Annotated in this window: 13 protein-coding genes; 6 read left to right on the top strand and 7 right to left on the bottom strand. The window is 60.0% G+C overall.

Going from position 1 to position 15920, the window contains the following annotated elements; translation table 11 throughout:
* Positions 1-15 precede the first annotated feature (15 nt).
* A complete protein-coding gene (locus tag ACPW75_RS09090; protein WP_077096264.1) occupies positions 16-267 on the bottom strand; it encodes a DUF1289 domain-containing protein in 252 nt (83 codons plus the stop codon).
* 150 nt (positions 268-417) lie between these two features.
* Between ACPW75_RS09090 and mltA the strand changes: the two genes are divergently transcribed.
* Positions 418-1569: a murein transglycosylase A gene (gene mltA / locus ACPW75_RS09085; RefSeq protein WP_011706178.1), complete on the top strand. Its 1152-nt coding sequence runs from the start codon at positions 418-420 to the stop codon at positions 1567-1569.
* Between the two features lie 108 nt (positions 1570-1677).
* On the opposite strand, the gene yfaE is transcribed toward mltA, so the two are convergent.
* The 5 genes from yfaE to ubiG form a co-directional block, all read right to left on the bottom strand.
* Positions 1678-1998: a class I ribonucleotide reductase maintenance protein YfaE gene (yfaE, locus tag ACPW75_RS09080; RefSeq protein WP_179101414.1), complete on the bottom strand. Its 321-nt coding sequence runs from the start codon at positions 1996-1998 to the stop codon at positions 1678-1680.
* Positions 1995-3128 (bottom strand): class Ia ribonucleoside-diphosphate reductase subunit beta, encoded by a 1134-nt coding sequence (gene nrdB, locus ACPW75_RS09075; RefSeq protein ID WP_044799954.1) that lies wholly within the window; start codon positions 3126-3128, stop codon positions 1995-1997. Before nrdB ends, yfaE begins: the two co-directional genes overlap by 4 nt.
* 66 nt (positions 3129-3194) lie before the next feature.
* Entirely contained in the window at positions 3195-5462 is a 2268-nt protein-coding gene (gene nrdA / locus ACPW75_RS09070; protein ID WP_264098243.1) for a class 1a ribonucleoside-diphosphate reductase subunit alpha, read from the bottom strand.
* 578 nt (positions 5463-6040) lie between these two features.
* Entirely contained in the window at positions 6041-6727 is a 687-nt protein-coding gene (locus tag ACPW75_RS09065; RefSeq protein ID WP_077096261.1) for an HAD family hydrolase, read from the bottom strand.
* Entirely contained in the window at positions 6727-7443 is a 717-nt protein-coding gene (gene ubiG, locus ACPW75_RS09060; protein ID WP_179101412.1) for a bifunctional 2-polyprenyl-6-hydroxyphenol methylase/3-demethylubiquinol 3-O-methyltransferase UbiG, read from the bottom strand. The genes ACPW75_RS09065 and ubiG overlap by 1 nt, the downstream gene beginning before the upstream one ends.
* A 201-nt stretch (positions 7444-7644) precedes the next feature.
* Here ubiG and gyrA point away from each other — a divergent pair, with 201 nt between their 5' ends.
* Both gyrA and ACPW75_RS09050 read left to right on the top strand, forming a co-directional pair.
* Complete coding sequence (gene gyrA, locus ACPW75_RS09055) at positions 7645-10392, top strand: DNA topoisomerase (ATP-hydrolyzing) subunit A (protein WP_077096259.1); 2748 nt, start codon at positions 7645-7647, stop codon at positions 10390-10392.
* A 304-nt stretch (positions 10393-10696) separates the two neighbouring features.
* Positions 10697-10867, top strand: a complete 171-nt coding sequence (locus ACPW75_RS09050; protein WP_179101411.1) for a hypothetical protein — start codon at positions 10697-10699, stop codon at positions 10865-10867.
* A 30-nt stretch (positions 10868-10897) separates the two neighbouring features.
* On the opposite strand, the gene ACPW75_RS09045 is transcribed toward ACPW75_RS09050, so the two are convergent.
* Entirely contained in the window at positions 10898-11953 is a 1056-nt protein-coding gene (locus tag ACPW75_RS09045; protein WP_077096258.1) for a PA0069 family radical SAM protein, read from the bottom strand.
* A gap of 174 nt (positions 11954-12127) precedes the next feature.
* Here ACPW75_RS09045 and ACPW75_RS09040 point away from each other — a divergent pair, with 174 nt between their 5' ends.
* The 3 genes from ACPW75_RS09040 to thrS all read left to right on the top strand — a co-directional run bounded on the left by ACPW75_RS09040 (position 12128) and on the right by thrS (position 15919).
* Positions 12128-12715, top strand: a complete 588-nt coding sequence (locus tag ACPW75_RS09040; protein WP_026080375.1) for a tetratricopeptide repeat protein — start codon at positions 12128-12130, stop codon at positions 12713-12715.
* A gap of 249 nt (positions 12716-12964) precedes the next feature.
* The gene (locus tag ACPW75_RS09035; RefSeq protein ID WP_279962591.1) at positions 12965-13915 is read left to right on the top strand and encodes an IS1595-like element ISAeca5 family transposase; all 951 of its coding nucleotides are present in this window, start codon (positions 12965-12967) and stop codon (positions 13913-13915) included.
* Between the two features lie 75 nt (positions 13916-13990).
* Positions 13991-15919, top strand: a complete 1929-nt coding sequence (gene thrS, locus ACPW75_RS09030; RefSeq protein ID WP_011706169.1) for a threonine--tRNA ligase — start codon at positions 13991-13993, stop codon at positions 15917-15919.
* The last annotated feature ends 1 nt before the right edge of the window (position 15920 follow it).

Raw genomic sequence — 15920 nt, 5'->3', positions numbered from 1 at the left:
AAAGAAGGGCTGGATTTAAAAATCCCAGCCAGGTTGCTCTGGCGACTCGGGTTGGGCCCCCTCCTGCGCCTTGCGGCGAGCGGCTTCCACCCGCGCCTTGCGACCACGGCACAGGCGCATCACCTCTTGTTGCTGGGCATGGCTCATGGTCAGCCAGTTGAAACGCTCCTCGCGGCTGCGCAGGCACCCCTTGCAGTAGCCCTTGTTGTTCACTTCGCAGACCCCGATGCAGGGGCTCTGCAGCGGGAAGATTTCGAGCTGTTCCATCCATGGCCTCTCACACCCTGTTACCTTGTTATAACCCAGAAGATCCCCTTTGGAGAAATCCGCTGTCCCAGGCCTGAAGGCGTTTGCTTTCCCCCTGCAAATTTGGCATCTTCCCCGCCGAACATAACCCTTGGTGTTATATGAGGACATATGAATAAACACGCTTACTGGCTGACCGCCGCAGTGCTGGGGTTGGCCGGTTGTGCGGGCAACTCTGAGCAAGCCCAGGTGCCCAAAAACAAACCCGATGCCAGATGTTTTCTCAACTGCGAGGTGCCGGAAAATCTGGGCAAGCAGTATCTGGACGGTCCCCTGCCTGATGATCTGGTGCGAGTGGAGCGGGTCAACAGCCGACAGCGTGCCGACTACAGCAAGTTCGGCCCCCAGAGCCGGCTGGTGCTGGAGCGCTCCGGCAAGATGACTCGTCGCTACGGCGAGCTTTACCATCAACTCTCCCGCTGGGTGGCCAATGGCGGCGATCCCGCTCAGATCACCCGTTACGGCATCAGCCTGGCCCAGCTGGGTGGCTCGGATCGGATGGGCAACGTGCTGTTCACCGGTTACTACTCGCCGGTGCTGGAGGTGCGTCACCGCCCGGATGCCAAGTACAAGTACCCCATCTATGCCATGCCCAAATGCGGCGGGCGCTGCCCGAGCCGGGCCCAGATCCATCAGGGGGCCCTGGCCAACCGTGGGCTGGAGCTGGGCTACAGTAAATCCCTCATCGACAACTTCCTGATGGACGTGCAGGGCTCGGGCTTCGTTCACTATGGTGACGACGATCGGCTGCAATATCTGGGTTACAGCGGCAAGAACGGTCATGGTTACGTCAGCATCGGCCGGGTGCTGATCGATCGTGGCGAAGTGCCCAAGGAGCAGATGTCCATGAAGGCCATCAAGGAGTGGGCCAACCGCCAGCCGGAGGAGAGCGTCAAGGAGCTGGTGGAGCAGAACCCCTCCTATGTCTTCTTCGAGCGTCGCCCCACCAACGACGTGATCGGGGCCGCTGGCATTCCGCTGCTGCCGATGGCGGCGGTGGCCGCCGACAAGACCCTGCTGCCGATGGGCACGCCGATCCTGGCGGAAGTACCGCTGCTGGACAAAGAGGGCAACTGGACCGGCAAGCATCAGCTGCGGCTGTTGATCGCGCTGGATGTGGGCGGTGCGGTGAAGAAGGGCCACCTCGACCTCTACCACGGCATGGGCGAGAAGGCCGGTGTCGCGGCGGGGCATTACAAGCACTTCGGCCGGGTCTGGAAGCTGGGTCTGCACCATGGGCCGACCGCCGCGCCCTGGCTGTAAGGCGCTGTGGGGGCGGTTGTGCATCAGCCGCCCGCCTACAAGGCATAGAAAAAAGCCGCCGGAGCAATCCGGCGGCTTTTTGTTTGCTGACGCGAACCTGAGGGGGTCTCAGCGCTTCTTGATGTCCAGCCGGATGGCGCCCATCGGTTTGCAGCAGCAGGGCAGGCACTCTCCCTGCGAGACAAAGGCGAGCGGCACGGCGGCATAGTGCACCTTGCCTGCCAGCAGCGGGGTGCGGCAGGCGCCGCAATAGCCGCTGCGGCACTGGAACTCCACGTGATGACCGTGGCGCTCCAGGGTTTCCAGCACGCTCTCGCCGGGATGGGCGTGCAGCACGCCATCCTGGGTATGCACCCGTGGCGAGCCTGCGTCGCTTGGAGCGGGGGCCGCGTGCGGGGCAGGGGTCAGCGTGCTGGTGGCGTCACTCACAGCTCGAAATCACCCAGGTCTTCGGCATTCACTTCGCTGTCGATCTGACCTACCAGATATGAGCTCACTTCCACTTCCTGCGGGGCGACCTGCACGTTGTCGGACGACAGCCAGGTGTTGATCCAGGGGATCGGGTTCTGCTTGGCCCCGGCAAAGGCTGGCTGCAGACCCACCGCATTCATGCGCAGGTTGGTGATGTACTCCACGTACTGGCAGAGGATGTCCTTGTTCAGACCGATCATGGAGCCGTCCTGGAACAGGTACTCGGCCCACTCCTTCTCCTGAATGGCCGCTTCCTTGAACAGCTCGAAGCAGGCCTGCTCGCACTCGGCGGCAATCTCGGCCATCTCGGGGTCGTCCTGGCCGCTGCGCATCAGGTTCAGCATGTGCTGGGTCCCGGTCAGGTGCAGCGCTTCGTCGCGGGCGATCATCTTGATGATCTTGGCGTTGCCCTCCATCAGCTCGCGCTCGGCGAAGGCGAAGGAGCAGGCGAAGCTGACGTAGAAGCGGATCGCTTCCAGCGCATTGACGCTCATCAGGCACAGATAGAGTTTCTTTTTCAGCTCGCGCAAGGTGATGGTCACGTCACGACCGGCCACCCGGTGGGTACCTTCACCGTGCAGGTGGTAGAGCGCGGTCGCTTCAATCAGATCGTCGTAGAAGTGGCTGATGGAGCCGGCGCGCTTCAAGATCTGCTCGTTGGTGACGATGTCGTCGAACACCTGGGCGGGGGTGTTGACGATGTTGCGGATGATATGGGTGTAGGAGCGAGAGTGGATGGTCTCCGAGAAGGCCCAGGTCTCGATCCAGGTTTCCAGCTCCGGAATGGAGACCAGCGGCAGCAGTGCCACGTTGGGGCTGCGACCCTGGATGGAGTCCAGCAGGGTCTGGTACTTCAGGTTGGAGATGAAAATGTGCTGCTCGTGGGGCGGCAGGGCCTGGAAGTCGATGCGGTCGTGGGAGACGTCCACCTCTTCCGGGCGCCAGAAGAAGGAGAGCTGCTTTTCGATCAGCCGTTCGAACACTTCGTGTTTTTGCTGGTCATAACGGGCCACGTTGACCGATTGGCCGAAAAACATCGGCTCCTTGAGCTGGTCGTTTTGGGTCTGGCAGAACGTTGAATAGGCCATGGTGATTTGAATGTCTTGAATAAGGGGAAACAGGAGGGCGGGAGCTTGTCGCTCCCGCCCGGTTCATCAGATCTTGCAGGCGCCGCCGGCACAACCGTCATCTTGCAGATCGGTCTGGGCATCGTCCGCACCATCACGGGTGTTGTGATAGTACAGGGTCTTGAGGCCGTATTTGTAGGCGGTCAGCAAGTCCTTCAGCAGCTGCTTCATCGGTACCTTGTTGCCTTCGAAACGGGCGGGGTCATAGTTGGTGTTGGCGGAGATCGCCTGATCCACGAACTTCTGCATGATACCGACCAGCTGCAGGTAACCATCGACGCTCGGTTGCTTCCAGAGCAGTTCGTATTGATCCTTCAGGCGGTCATACTCGGGCACCACCTGCTTGAGGATGCCGTCCTTGGAGGCCTTGACAGAGACCAGGCCGCGCGGCGGCTCGATGCCGTTGGTGGCGTTGGAGATCTGGCTGGAGGTCTCGCTCGGCATCAGGGCGGTCAGGGTGGAGTTGCGCAGACCCACGGTGCGGATCTCCTCGCGCAGCGCTTCCCAGTCCAGGTGCAGCGGCTCGTTGCACAGGTTGTCCAGATCCTTTTTATAGGTATCGATGGGCAGGATACCCTGGGCATAGGTGGTCTCGTTGAAGGCCGGGCAGGGGCCGAACTCGCGGGCCAGCTGCACGGAAGCCTTCAACAGGTAGTACTGGATCGCCTCGAAGGTGCGGTGGGTCAGCGCCAGACCGGAACCGTCGGAGTAGCGGGCACCGTTCTTCGCCAGGTAGTAGGCGTAGTTGATGACGCCGATCCCCAGGGTACGGCGGTTCATGCTGCCCTTCATCGCGGCCTTGAGCGGGTAGTCCTGATAGTCGAGCAGGGCATCCAGAGCGCGCACGGCGAGATCCGCCATCTCTTCCAGATCTTCCAGCTTCTCGATGGCACCCAGGTTGAAGGCGGACAGGGTGCAGAGCGCGATCTCGCCCTCTTCGTCATCCACGTTGTTGAGCGGCTTGGTGGGCAGTGCAATCTCGAGGCAGAGGTTGGACTGGCGTACCGGCGCCACGCTCGGATCGAACGGGCTGTGGGTGTTGCAGTGGTCTACGTTCTGGATGTAGATGCGACCGGTACCGGCGCGCTCCTGCATCATCAGGGAGAAGAGATCGACCGCCTTGAGGGTCTTCTTGCGAATGCTCGGATCCTGCTCGTACTTGACGTAGAGCGCTTCGAACTTGTCCTGATCCGCGAAGAAGGCATCGTACAGACCCGGTGCATCAGACGGGGAGAACAAGGTGATGTCGCCGCCCTTGATGAGGCGCTGATACATCAGCTTGTTGATCTGCACGCCGTAGTCCATGTGACGGACCCGGTTCTCTTCCACGCCGCGATTATTCTTCAGTACCAGCAGGCTCTCCACTTCGGTGTGCCACAGCGGGTAGAACAGGGTGGCCGCACCGCCGCGCACGCCGCCCTGGGAGCAGCACTTCACGGCAGTCTGGAAGTACTTGTAGAAGGGGATGCAACCGGTGTGGAACGCTTCGCCGCCACGGATCGGGCTGCCCAGACCACGGATGCGGCCGGCGTTGATGCCGATGCCGGCGCGCTGGGAGACATAACGCACGATGGCGCTGGCGGTGGCATTGATGGAATCCAGGCTGTCGTCGCACTCGATCAGCACGCAGGAGCTGAACTGACGGGTCGGGGTGCGCACGCCGCTCATGATCGGGGTCGGCAGCGAGATCTTGAAGGTCGAAACCGCATCATAGAAGCGCTTGATGTAGTCCAGACGGGTATCTTGCGGATACTTGGAGAAGAGGCAGGCCGCTACCAAGATGTAGAGGAACTGCGGGCTCTCGTAAATTTCGCCGGTGACGCGGTTCTGGACCAGGTACTTGCCTTCCAGCTGCTTGACCGCCGCATAGGAGAAGTCCATGTCGCGCCAGTGATCCAGGTGCTGGTTCAGCTCCTCGAATTCGGCCTGGCTGTAGTCTTCCAGCAGGTGCTTGTCGTACTTGCCCATGTCCACCAGTTTGGCAACGTGCTGATAGAGATGGGGCGGCTCGAACTGGCCGTACGCCTTCTTGCGCAGGTGGAAGATGGCCAGGCGGGCGGCCATGTACTGGTAGTCCGGGCTTTGCTCGGAGATCAGGTCAGCAGCGGCCTTGATGACGGTTTCGTGGATATCGGCGGTACGGATGCCGTCATAGAACTGGATGTGGGACTTGAGTTCCACCTGGGAGACCGACACGTTGTCGAGACCCTCGGCAGCCCAGTCGAGCACGCGGTGAATTTTATCCAGATCGATGGGTTCTTTGTGGCCGTTACGCTTCGTCACAAACAAGTTCATTGGCTGATGACCTTTAGTTGATTCCCGAAAAACCATCGCACGGTGCTTGCCTCCAGGCCTTTGAGGGGCGTGGGAGGTGGGGACCTATTGTGCGATGAATCACAAGATATAGTGTTATTTTGATTTCGAGCTACAAGATAGTGAGGTCGGCCCGGCTTTGCAATCTGTGGATAAGGGATTAGCTGTGGATAAATTGTGGGTGTTCCGCTCTGTGTTAGTAGACGCTCACAGCGAGTGGGTTTTCATCCGTCCGATCCGGTAAATGCAAGTCTGATGATCGAACATGGAAAATTTAAATAACTTTTTTTGCTTGCGAAAAGGGGGTGTTTTTACTAGCAAATTCAGCCTGATTATCCCTTGTGCAGCAAGGGTCAAAAGGTGTCCGATCTCGCCGCTTCCCTGCTTGTCAAACCGCCAAAACGGGGGATCGCCAGGGATCCCCCGTCGGTACTGCCAAGGCACTGCCGCGATCAGTCAACAGTGCTCATCTGGCCACCCTTTGGCGGCAAAGCTGCCTTTGCTATCCATCTCTGTTGTCTGCTTCCTGTACCAGAGGGTCCCGGCACGGGCTGGCAATCTCAGCCCAGCTCGTAGCGCAGCCAGTGGTGCAGGGCTTGCACGGTGTCAAAGTGCAGATCGGCGCCCCACTGGGCCGGATCCTCATCGTCATTGAGATAACCCCAGCCGGCAACGGCAGTGCGCATGCCGGCGTTGCGGCCCGCCTCGATGTCGCGCACGTGATCCCCCACATAAAGGCAGTGGCTCGCCTCGACGCCAAGCTGGTCGCAGGCAAAGTACATGGGGGCGGGGTCGGGCTTGCGCACCGGCAGGGTGTCGGCGCTGACGGTGACGCTGCAACTGGCGAACTCGGGCAGGGCCGCCAGCAGCGGCTCGGTGAGAAAGCCCGGCTTGTTGGTGACGATGCCCCAGGGCAGCTGCTTCTCGTCGAGCCACTCGATGAGATCCACCATCCCCTCATAGGGGCGGGTGCCAACGCAGAGGTTGGCGGCGTAGTAGTCGAGCAGGGCGGTGCGAAGGCGGGTGGCGCCCAGCTCTTCCAGCAGCTCGTCACCAAGGCCGGCTCTGAGCAGCCCGAGCGCCCCGTGGGAGGTGGTCTGACGGATGATGTCGTCAGAGAGGGGGGCAAAGCCTTCGCTTATCAGCACGTGGTTGACGGCGGCCCCCAGATCGGGCGCGGTGTCGAGCAGGGTGCCGTCCAGATCGAACAGCACGCAGCCAAGGGGCGCAGCAGAGTGAGTCGTCATCAGCCTTGCTCCGGGCGCTCGAACGCCACCATGTAGTTGACGTCGACGTTGCGACCGAGCTTGAAGCTGTTGGAGAGCGGCGCGTAGTGCACCCCGCTCATGTCCCGTACCAGCAGGCCAGCTGCCTCACCCATGCGACACAGTTCGGCGGGGGTGATGAACTTCTTGTGGTCGTGGGTACCCTTGGGCACCATCTTCATCAGGTACTCGGCGCCGAGGATCATCATCAGATAGGCTTTCGGGTTGCGGTTGATGGTGGAGACGAACACCTTGCCGCCCGGGCGCACCAGGGTGGCGATGGCACGCAGCACGGAGGCGGGATCCGGCACGTGCTCCAGCATCTCCATGCAGGTGACCACGTCATACTGGCCGGGGGCCTCATCGGCGTGAGCCTCGGCGGTGATCTGGCGATACTCGAGCTCCACGCCTGCTTCGAGGGCATGGAGGCGGGCGACCCCGAGGGGCTCCTTGCCCATGTCGATGCCGATGACCTTGGCACCCCGGCGGGCCATGCTCTCGGCGAGAATGCCGCCGCCGCAGCCGATGTCGAGGATGCGCTTGCCAAACAGGCCGCCGCTCTTGTCGGTGATCCAGTCAAGGCGCACCGGGTTTATCTGGTGCAGCGGCTTGAACTCTCCCTCCATGTCCCACCAGCGGGAGGCGATGGCTTCGAATTTGGCAATTTCTGTCAGATCGACATTGGCATCACTGTGCATTTTTTGATGATCCTGTGGCAAGGGCGCGCAGGCTGGGTGGGGCGCGCGCAATCTGTTGTCCTGGCGGGCATTATAACGGACGGACTTTGTCACACCAGCCCGACTTGTTACCGGATTTGTGGCTTAAGGTATTTGGCTCAGTGTGTTACCATGTCGCGCTGTTTAAGCCAAAGAACAACTAATTAGGGATTAAGGCTTTCTATGAGCGATCTGGCCAGAGAGATCACGCCGGTCAACATCGAAGAAGAGCTCAAGAGTTCCTATCTTGATTACGCCATGAGCGTGATCGTAGGACGAGCTCTGCCGGATGTGCGTGATGGCTTGAAACCGGTTCACCGCCGCGTTCTGTATGCAATGAACGAGCTGGGGAACGACTGGAACAAGCCCTATAAAAAATCGGCCCGTGTGGTCGGTGACGTAATCGGTAAATATCACCCGCACGGCGACATTGCCGTGTATGACACCATCGTTCGCATGGCGCAGGATTTCTCCATGCGTTACATGCTGGTCGATGGTCAGGGCAACTTCGGTTCGGTCGACGGCGACAGCGCCGCCGCCATGCGTTACACCGAAGTGCGGATGGCCCGCATCTCCCACGAGCTGCTGGCCGATCTGGACAAAGAGACCGTGGACTGGGTGCCGAACTATGACGGCACCGAGATGATACCGGCTGTCATGCCCACCAAGGTTCCCAACCTGCTGGTCAACGGCTCCTCCGGTATTGCGGTGGGCATGGCGACCAACATTCCGCCTCACAACCTCACCGAGATAGTCAACGGCTGTCTGGCGTTGATCGAGAACGGCGACCTCACCATCGACGAGCTGATGACCTACATCACCGGCCCGGATTTCCCCACCGGTGGCATCATCAACGGTCGTTCCGGCATCGTGCAGGCGTACCGTACCGGTCGTGGTTCCGTCTATGTGCGGGCCAAGGCCGAAGTGGAGGTGGACGAGAAGACCAGTCGCGAGACCATCATCGTTCACGAGATCCCCTATCAGGTGAACAAGGCTCGTCTGATCGAGAAGATCGCCGAGCTGGTCAAAGAGAAGAAGATCGAGGGCATCAGTGCCCTGCGCGATGAGTCTGATAAAGACGGCATGCGCATCGTTATCGAGATCAAGCGCGGCGAGTCCGGCGAGATTGTGCTGAACAATCTCTACAAGCACACCCAGATGCAGACCACGTTCGGCATCAACATGGTGGCGCTCGATAACAACCAGCCCAAGGTGATGAACCTCAAAGAGATCCTGGATGCGTTCCTGCTGCACCGCCGTGAAGTGGTGACCCGCCGGACCGTGTTCGAACTGCGCAAGGCGCGGGATCGGGCGCACATCCTGGAAGGTCTGGCGGTGGCGCTGGCCAACATCGACCCGGTCATCGAACTCATTCGCCACAGCGCGACCCCGGCCGACGCGAAAGCGGGCCTGGTTGCCCGTGGCTGGGAGCTCGGCAACGTGGCCTCCATGCTGGAGAAAGCCGGTGACGACGCGGCCCGCCCCGAGTGGCTGGAACCCGAGTTCGGCATCCGCGAAGGTCACTACTACCTGACCGAGCAGCAGGCCCAGGCCATCCTTGACCTGCGTCTGCACAAGCTGACCGGCCTCGAGCACGAGAAGATCCTGGAAGAGTACCAATCTCTGCTGGATATCATCGCCGAGCTGCTGTTCATCCTGGCGAGCCCGGTGCGACTGATGGAAGTGATCCGTGACGAACTGCTGGCCGTGCGCGAGCAGTACGGCGACGAGCGTCGTACCGAGATCAGCATGTCCAGTGCCGAGATCAACATCGAAGATCTGATCACCCCGGAAGACGTGGTCGTGACCTTGTCTCACCAGGGTTACGTGAAGTATCAGCCGCTCTCCGACTACGAGGCCCAGCGCCGCGGTGGTCGTGGCAAGTCGGCTACCCGGATCAAGGAAGAGGACTTTGTGGAACGTCTGCTGGTGGCCAACACCCACGACACCATTCTGTGCTTCTCCACCCGTGGCAAGGTCTACTGGCTCAAGGTGTATCAACTGCCGGAGGCGTCCCGTGGCGCCCGCGGTCGTCCGATCATCAACCTGCTGCCGCTGGATGAGGGTGAGCGCATCACCGCCATCCTGCCGGTTAAAGAATATGACGCCGACAAGTATGTGTTCTTCGCCACCGCCAACGGTACCGTGAAGAAGACCAGCCTGTCCGATTTCAGCCGTCCGCTCTCCTCCGGCATCCGCGCCATCAACCTCAAAGAGGGTGATGAGCTGATCGGGGTGGATATCACCGATGGCAGCAACGAGATCATGCTGTTCTCCGATGCGGGCAAGGTGGTTCGCTTCGCGGAAGGCAGCGGTCGCGCTGATGCCGATGCCACTGACGAAGTCGACACCGACGACGACGCCGGCAACGACGATGATGGCAGCGACAACGGCGAAGGCACCGAAAGCAAGGGCACCTTCAAGGGCGTACGTCCCATGGGTCGTACCGCTGCCGGTGTGCGCGGCATCAAGCTGGGCGCCGGTGACAAGGTGGTGTCCCTCATCGTGCCGCGTGGCGACGGGGCCATCCTCACCGCCACCGAGAACGGTTACGGCAAGCGTACCGCGCTGGACGAGTACCCGACCAAGAGCCGTGGTACCCAGGGCGTCATCTCCATCAAGGTGGATGAGCGCAACGGCAAGGTGATCGATGCGATCCAGGTCGAAGATACCGACCAGATCATGCTGATCACCAACGGCGGTACCCTGGTACGTACCCGGGTGTCCGAGGTGAGCGTCATCGGCCGCAACACCGGCGGTGTGCGTCTGATCCGTACCGGTGAAGACGAGACCGTGGTCGGTCTGCAGCGGGTTGCCGAAAGCGACGAAGACGAAAACGAAGTGCTGGCCGTTGAAGGGGAGGTGTCTGAAGGCACCGATACCGCAGCGGACACCGGTGCTGTCGATGCTGGTGAAGCGGGCGACGAATAATCGCTCTCCTTTACCCGATACCAAAGAGCGGCCTCATGGCCGCTCTTTTCATTGGTTCGCTTGTTGCTGGCGTCCCCCGTTATCCTCCTTCCTTCTCTTCCTTCTCTTCCTTTTCCCTGTCCAGTCTTGCCTGTCATGGCAGAAAGAACGGGCACTACCCGCTTGCCAGGCTGCCCTGATGGGAGCATGGCCTCGACACGGCTCCTTCATGTGAATGTCATTGCTCTGTCATGGCGGCCAGCCATGCTGCTCCCGTTGGAGAGAAACCACCATAGACGCAGGTAACGCCTGCCAGGAGCATGTCATGACCAGCTGGGTAATGTGGGAGATCTGGTGGAGCCGGGTATGGGGCGAGGCAGAGATGGATGCGCGCACAGGCGAACATGAACCTGAGGTGGCACACGAGCCAGCCCGTTTGCCCGCCGAGTTGATTGCCCACCGCAGCAAGGCCAGTGCGTCGCGACCAAGGGGCTGAGGCTTTGCCCGTGGCGGGCTTGACGGGCGCCTAGAACAGTCGCAACTGCTCGCCAGGGCGGATGAAGGCATCCTGGCGCAGCTGAAAGTGGCGCTTGCCGAGCCCGAGCCGCTTGGCGATCAACCGAAAGCGCTGGGCCAGCAGATCGGCAAACTGGCCTTCTCCCCGCATCCGGCTGCCGAAGGCGGGACTGTTGAGGGCGCCGTCCCGGCTGGCCCGCAGCTGGTTGAGGATCGCCTCCTTCTGGCCGGGATAGTGCTCATCAAGCCAGTCACTGAACAGCGGCGCCAGCTCGTGGGGCAGTCGCAGCAGGATATAGTCGGCGCAATGGGCTCCGGCCTCGGCTGCGCCTTTGATGATCTGCTCGAGCTCGGGCTCGTTGAGCCGCGGGATCATGGGCGCCGCCAGCACGCCGACCGGCACGCCGGCGCCGGCCAGTTTCTCCACCACCTTGAGCCGGCCGGCCCCGGTGCTGGCTCTTGGCTCCAGCTGTCGCCGCAGGGTTTCATTCAAGGTGGTGACCGACACCATCACCTGGCAGAGCCCCTCCCGGGCCAGCTCCGTCAGCAGATCGAGGTCGCGCAATATCATGGCGCTCTTGGTGATGATCCCGACCGGATGGCGGTGGGCCAGCATCACCTCGAGCAGCTGGCGGGTGAGGCGATAGTGATGCTCGATGGGTTGATAGGGGTCGGTATTGGCTCCCAGCACTATGGTCTGCGGCTGATAGGCGGGTCTGGCAAACTCCCGGCGCAGCAGCTCGGCGGCATTGAGCTTGGCGAACAAGCGGGTCTCGAAGTCGAGGCCGGGGGAGAGTTCGAGATAGGCGTGGCTCGGTCTGGCGTAGCAATAGATGCAACCGTGTTCGCAGCCCTGATAGGGGTTGATGGAGCGGCTGAAAGGGACGTCGGGAGAGCTGTTGTAACTGATGATGCTGCGGGCGCTGATCTCCGTCACCTCGGTGCGGGGATCGCTGGCGGCAAATGCCGCTTCCCACTCGGGTTGGGACCAGCCGTCGTCGACCGCATCGACTCGCTGGCTGCTGAAACGGTGATCAACATTGTGGGAACTGCCTCGACCTGCCATCGCACCCTACCAACACTGTTTATATATACAGTTATCATGCTGGCCCCTATTGCCGAATGCAAGCCCTGCCGACCCAGCCGTCCATAAAAAGCATGTCAAAGGGATCTCTTGCTTGATCGCGGCGCTACATTTCGTTTACATAGACGAAATGCGAACTGGATCACGGAAATCATCATGGCACCCATCACCTCCCGCTGGCTCTTCATCGCTGTCATTGCGCTGGTTATCTGGCGCCTGATCCCGCTCTCCACCGAGCAGGAGCTGGCCTCGGCCAATCGCGCCTGGCGCACCGGTCACTTCGATGAGGCGACCCGGATCTGGTCGCCGCTGGCCGAGCAGGGCCAGCCACGAGCCCAGGCGCTGATGGGCTGGAGCCATGAAGTGGGGCAGGGGAGCGAGCAGGATATCAGTCGGGCCATCACGCTCTATCGTCAGGCGGCGCAGGCGGGGGATGCCTTCGGCCAATACCGGCTGGGGGAGGTCTACCTGCGGGGGGCCGGGGTGAAGCGAGATCTGCGCGAGGCGTTTCACTGGATGGAGCTGGCAGCCAAGAACGGTGATGTGCCCGCCATGTTGAAGGTGGGCGTGCTGCATCTGATGGGGGTCAGCGGACGGGTCGATCTGCCCCGTGCCAAGGAGTGGCTCTATCAGGCCGCCAAACAGGGCAACCAGCTCGCGCTCAAGGTGCTGCAGGAGCTGGAACTGGCGCAGGAGGGGAGCTCCACGTTCGATTTCAACTGGCAGCCCCTGCTGGGGGAATAGCTGCCAAGCACTTCATCTGACTGTAGAAAATCTCAGCAAACCCGATACAGCCCCGCCTACTTCTGGTAGCATGGTCCGGTTTTTGGTTTGTCTTGCGACGTTGAACGGGTTGTTTGCGTCGCGGGGCGCCTTCGCAAAGTGCTGTGGAGAGCCAGAACATCACCCATTTTTGAACCTGATTACCCATGATTAGCAGTCAGTTACCACGAACTATACTGATCTTACGTACAGTTATCGAGGTGCGAGATCATGGCCAAAAGCAAAGTCCAATTCCAGAAAGGCTACAGCCTGTTTGATTTTTTCAAGGACTATGGCACTGAAGCGCAGTGCGAAAACGCGCTGCTTGCTTGGCGTTTTCCGAACGGTTTCATCTGTCCTGAGTGCGCCAACAAGACCTGCTGTCGCCTGAAAAGTCGGCCACGCGTGCTGCAATGCAATAACTGCCGTCACCAGATGTCATTGACTGGAAACACGATTTTTGCAAACACCAAACTCCCACTGACCAAGTGGTTTCTGGCGATGCAGCTGCTGTCACAGACCAAAACTGGCTTGTCAGCGATGGAGCTAAAGCGCCAGTTGGACGTCAAATATGACACCGCCTGGATGCTCAAGCACAAGCTGCTGCAAGCCATGAAAGAGTCCGATGACAAGCAGCCCATCAGCGGCATCATTCAGCTCGATGATGTCTACTGGGGTGGAGAGCGCCGTGGTGGCAAACGAGGTCGCGGCGCGGCAGGCAAGACGCCGTTTGTGGCAGCAGTAGCCCTGAACAAGGAAGGGCATCCAATCAAGATGCGGATGACGGTGGTCGATGGTTTCAAAACCAACGTCATTGCTGATTGGGCAAAACGGCATCTTGCTAGTGGTAGCGCGGTGATATCCGATGGATTGGCCTGTTTCAAAGCGGTCAAGGAGGCCAATTGTGAGCACCTGGGTGTTGTCACCGGGGGCAACCTTGATTTGCTGGATCATCCGGCATTCAACTGGGTAAACACGATGATAGGGAATGTGAAGAACTCGCTGCGGGGCAGTTGCCATACGCTCGGAGCGAAGCATTTACCAAGGCATCTTGCGGAATACTGCTTCCGGTTTAATCATCGTTTTGACCTCAAGAGCATGTTGGTTGAATTGGGGCATGCAGTCGTGGCAAGCCCTCCGATGCCATATCGGCTCTTGAAGCTGGCTGAGGGTCATGGGTAATCAGGTTTTTGAATGAATCTTTCCATCCCGCATGTGCCCTTTGGTAGGGGGCACCACTGTATAAGGAAACACACAATGCCAATCATTACTCTGCCTGATGGCAGCCAACGTCAATTTGCCCACGCCGTTTCCGTCATGGATGTGGCCGCGGACATCGGTCCCGGTCTCGCCAAGGCGTGCATTGCCGGTCGGGTAAACGGTGAACTGGTGGATGCCTGCGAGCTGATCGAAGCCGATGCCTCCCTGGCCATCATCACCGCCAAAGACGAAGAAGGTCTGGACATCCTGCGCCACTCCTGTGCTCACCTGCTGGGTCATGCCATCAAGCAACTCTGGCCCCAGACCAAGATGGCCATCGGTCCCGTCATCGACAACGGTTTCTACTACGACATCGATCTCGATCGTACCCTGACCGACGAAGATCTGGCGGCGCTGGAAGAGCGCATGCTGGCGCTGGCCGCCAAGGATTACGACGTCATCAAGAAGAAGGTCTCCTGGCAGGAAGCACGCGACGTGTTCGAAGCCCGTGGCGAGACCTACAAGGTCGAGATCCTGGATCAGAACATTGCCCGTGATGACCAGCCTGGTTTGTATCATCACGAAGAGTACATCGACATGTGTCGCGGCCCGCACGTGCCCAACATGCGTCACTGCCACCACTTCAAGTTGCAGAAGATGTCCGGCGCCTACTGGCGCGGCGACTCCAACAACAAGATGCTGCAGCGCATCTACGGCACCGCCTGGGCCGACAAGAAGCAGCTCAAGTCTTACCTGCAACGTCTGGAAGAGGCCGCCAAGCGCGACCACCGCAAGATCGGCAAGCAGCTCGACCTGTACCACATGCAGGAAGAAGCGCCCGGCATGGTGTTCTGGCACAACGATGGCTGGACCATCTTCCGTGAGCTGGAAACCTTCATCCGCGGCAAGCTCAAAGAGTACGACTATCAGGAGGTGAAAGGCCCCTTCATGATGGATCGCGTGCTGTGGGAGCGTTCAGGTCACTGGGAGAAATACGCCCAGGCCATGTTCACCACCCAGTCCGAGAACCGCGAGTACGCTATCAAGCCGATGAACTGCCCGGGTCACGTGCAGATCTTCAACCAGGGTCTGAAATCCTACCGCGATCTGCCGCTGCGCATGGCCGAGTTCGGCTCCTGCCACCGCAACGAGCCGTCAGGCTCCCTGCACGGTTTGATGCGAGTACGTGGTTTTACCCAGGATGATGCGCACATCTTCTGTACCGAAGAGCAGATCATGGAAGAGGTGTCGGCCTGTATCCGCATGGTCTACGACGTCTATGGCACCTTCGGCTTCGAGAACATCGTGGTCAAGCTCTCCACTCGTCCGGAACAGCGTATCGGCTCCGATGAAGCCTGGGATCGCGCCGAGGCCGCACTGGCTGAAGCCCTGGTGCTGAACGGTCTGAAGTACGATCTGCAGCCGGGTGAGGGGGCGTTTTACGGTCCCAAGATCGAATTTACCCTGCACGATTGCCTTGATCGTGCGTGGCAATGTGGTACCGTGCAGCTCGATTTTGCCCTGCCGGGCCGTCTGGGCGCCACCTACGTGGGTGAAGACAACGAACGTCATGTTCCCGTGATGATCCACCGCGCCATTCTGGGCTCGCTGGAGCGTTTCATCGGGATCCTGACCGAAGAGTACGCCGGACTGTTCCCGACCTGGCTGGCACCGACCCAAGCCGTGGTCATGAATATCACCGACAATCAGGCCGATTATGCAGTGAAAGTAGCCAAAGCATTGAATGATGCGGGCCTTCGCGCAAAAGCGGACTTGAGAAATGAGAAGATTGGCTTTAAAATCCGCGAGCATACTTTGAAGCGAGTACCCTTCATGCTGGTCTGCGGCGATAAAGAAGTAGAAGCCGGCAAGATTGCAGTGCGTACTCGTAAAGGGGCTGACCTGGGCACTTATCCTGTTGAAGAGCTGATTGCTCTGTTGACCCAGGAAGTTCAGACCCGCGGACAAAAGAAAGTGGAGGAATAAG

This window comes from Aeromonas sp. FL131, assembly GCF_049860615.1.
GTDB lineage: Bacteria > Pseudomonadota > Gammaproteobacteria > Enterobacterales > Aeromonadaceae > Aeromonas > Aeromonas hydrophila.
Note: the sequence above shows the minus strand (reverse complement) of the source record. Positions and strands in the feature narration are given on the sequence as shown.

What these genes read in the sequence shown, in the direction of transcription:
- ACPW75_RS09090 (WP_077096264.1), bottom strand. Translation starts at nt 267, where the DNA reads ATGGAACAGCTCGAAATCTTCCCGCTGCAGAGCCCCTGCATCGGGGTC.
- mltA (WP_011706178.1), top strand. Translation starts at nt 418, where the DNA reads ATGAATAAACACGCTTACTGGCTGACCGCCGCAGTGCTGGGGTTGGCC.
- nrdB (WP_044799954.1), bottom strand. Translation starts at nt 3,128, where the DNA reads ATGGCCTATTCAACGTTCTGCCAGACCCAAAACGACCAGCTCAAGGAG.
- nrdA (WP_264098243.1), bottom strand. Translation starts at nt 5,462, where the DNA reads ATGAACTTGTTTGTGACGAAGCGTAACGGCCACAAAGAACCCATCGAT.
- ACPW75_RS09065 (WP_077096261.1), bottom strand. Translation starts at nt 6,727, where the DNA reads ATGACGACTCACTCTGCTGCGCCCCTTGGCTGCGTGCTGTTCGATCTG.
- ubiG (WP_179101412.1), bottom strand. Translation starts at nt 7,443, where the DNA reads ATGCACAGTGATGCCAATGTCGATCTGACAGAAATTGCCAAATTCGAA.
- gyrA (WP_077096259.1), top strand. Translation starts at nt 7,645, where the DNA reads ATGAGCGATCTGGCCAGAGAGATCACGCCGGTCAACATCGAAGAAGAG.
- ACPW75_RS09050 (WP_179101411.1), top strand. Translation starts at nt 10,697, where the DNA reads ATGACCAGCTGGGTAATGTGGGAGATCTGGTGGAGCCGGGTATGGGGC.
- ACPW75_RS09045 (WP_077096258.1), bottom strand. Translation starts at nt 11,953, where the DNA reads ATGGCAGGTCGAGGCAGTTCCCACAATGTTGATCACCGTTTCAGCAGC.
- ACPW75_RS09040 (WP_026080375.1), top strand. Translation starts at nt 12,128, where the DNA reads ATGGCACCCATCACCTCCCGCTGGCTCTTCATCGCTGTCATTGCGCTG.
- ACPW75_RS09035 (WP_279962591.1), top strand. Translation starts at nt 12,965, where the DNA reads ATGGCCAAAAGCAAAGTCCAATTCCAGAAAGGCTACAGCCTGTTTGAT.
- thrS (WP_011706169.1), top strand. Translation starts at nt 13,991, where the DNA reads ATGCCAATCATTACTCTGCCTGATGGCAGCCAACGTCAATTTGCCCAC.